Origin of the sequence: Mycobacterium sp. UM_11 (genome assembly GCF_001414075.1) — a bacterium.
Taxonomy (GTDB): domain Bacteria; phylum Actinomycetota; class Actinomycetes; order Mycobacteriales; family Mycobacteriaceae; genus Mycobacterium.
This window is the reverse complement of record NZ_LATC01000211.1, coordinates 1-1,831: the sequence shown is the minus strand read 5'-3', so window position 1 is coordinate 1,831 and position 1,831 is coordinate 1. Positions and strand designations below refer to the sequence as shown.

Here is a 1,831-nt window from a genome sequence, read left to right as displayed (position 1 = left end):
TCCGGCTACCGCGCCCCCACCAATGCCGTCGAGGAGATCCTCGCCGGCATCTACGCCCAAGTCCTCGGCGTCGAGCGCGTCGGCATCGACCAATCCTTCTTCGACCTCGGCGGCGACAGCATTTCGGCGATGCGCCTCATCGCGGCCGTCAACACCGACCTGGACGAATACCTTTCGGTGCGCGCCATTTTCGAGGCGCCCACGGTCGCGCAGCTGGCGCCCCGGATCGGGGAAGCCGGGGGTGGCCTGGAGCCCTTGACGGCCGGCCCCCGGCCCGCCGTGGTTCCGCTCTCGTTCGCCCAGAGCCGGCTGTGGTTCCTCGACCAATTGCAAGGCCCGTCACCGGTTTACAACATGGCGGCGGCCATGCGGCTGCGCGGCCGGCTCGACGCCCCGGCCCTCGGCGCGGCGCTGGCCGACGTCGTCGCCCGCCACGAGAGCCTGCGGACCGTGTTCACCGCACCCGAGGGAACCCCGCAGCAGGTGGTCATCCCCGCGGAGCAAGCCGAGTTCGGCTGGCAGGTCATCGACGCCGTCGGCTGGTCGCCGAGCCGGCTGGACGGGGCCGTCAGGGCCGCGGCCCGCGAGACCTTCGACCTGGCGACCGATATCCCGTTGCGCGGCTGGCTGTTCCGCGTCGCGGACGACGAACACGTGCTGGTCGCCGTGGTGCACCACATCGCCGCCGACGGCTGGTCGTTGCGGCCCTTGGCCGCCGACCTGGGGATCGCGTACGCCAGCCGGTGCGCGGGCGAGGCGCCCCGTTGGGCCGAATTGCCCGTCCAGTACGTGGATTACACGCTGTGGCAGCGCGCCCAGTTCGGTGATCTGAAGGATCGCGGCAGTCGCATCGCCGCGCAGCTGGCCTACTGGGAAAAGACGCTGGCCGGCATGCCGGAGCGGTTGCAACTGCCCACCGACCGGCCCTACCCCCAGGTCGCGGACCAGCGCGGGGCCACGGTGGCCATCGACTGGCCGGCGGATCTGCAGCAGCAGGTCGCCGCGGTGGCACGCGAACACAACGCGACCAGCTTCATGGTGGTGCAGGCCGCCCTGGCGGTGCTGCTGTCCAAGGTCAGCGCGAGTACCGATGTGGCCGTTGGCTTCCCGATCGCCGGGCGGCGCGACCCCGCGCTCGACGACCTGGTCGGATTCTTCGTCAACACCCTGGTGCTGCGGGTCGACGTAACCGGCGACCCCACCTTCGCCGAGCTGCTGGACCGGGTCCGCGCGCGCAGCCTGGAGGCGTTCGAGCATCAGGACGTGCCCTTCGAGGTGCTGGTGGAGCGGGTCAACCCGACCCGAAGCCTGACCCATCACCCGCTGATCCAGGTGATGCTGGCGTGGCAGAACTTCGGGGGACAGGACAACGACGCCGCGACCGGGCTGGCGCTGGGTGACGTTCGGGTCAGCTCGATACCGCTGGACACCCAGGTCGCCCGCATGGACCTGACGTTCTCGCTGGCCGAGCGCTGGACCGAGGCGGGCGAGCCCGCCGGGATCGGCGGGCGGGTGGAGTTCCGCACCGACGTGTTCGACGCGGCCAGCATCGAGACGCTGGTCGCCCGCCTGCAGCGGGTGCTGACGACGATGACCACCGATCCCGCCCGTTCGGTGTCGTCGGTCGACCTGCTCGACGCGGTCGAGCACGTCCGGCTGGACGAGATCGGCAACCGGGCGGCGCTGACCGCGCCGAAGGCCGCGCCGGTGTCGATCCCCGAGTCCTTCGCCGCCCAGGTGACCCGCAGGCCGGACGCTCCGGCGCTGGGCTGCGGCACCCGCGTGTGGACGTATCGCGAGCTCGATGAGTCCTGTCTCTTATACACATCTG

Annotated in this window: 1 protein-coding gene; it reads left to right on the top strand. The window is 71.0% G+C overall.

Annotated elements, in window-relative coordinates; translation table 11 throughout:
- A partial coding sequence (locus WU80_RS24635; RefSeq protein ID WP_231633909.1) for a condensation domain-containing protein occupies positions 1-1,831 on the top strand: 1,831 nt, incomplete at both ends.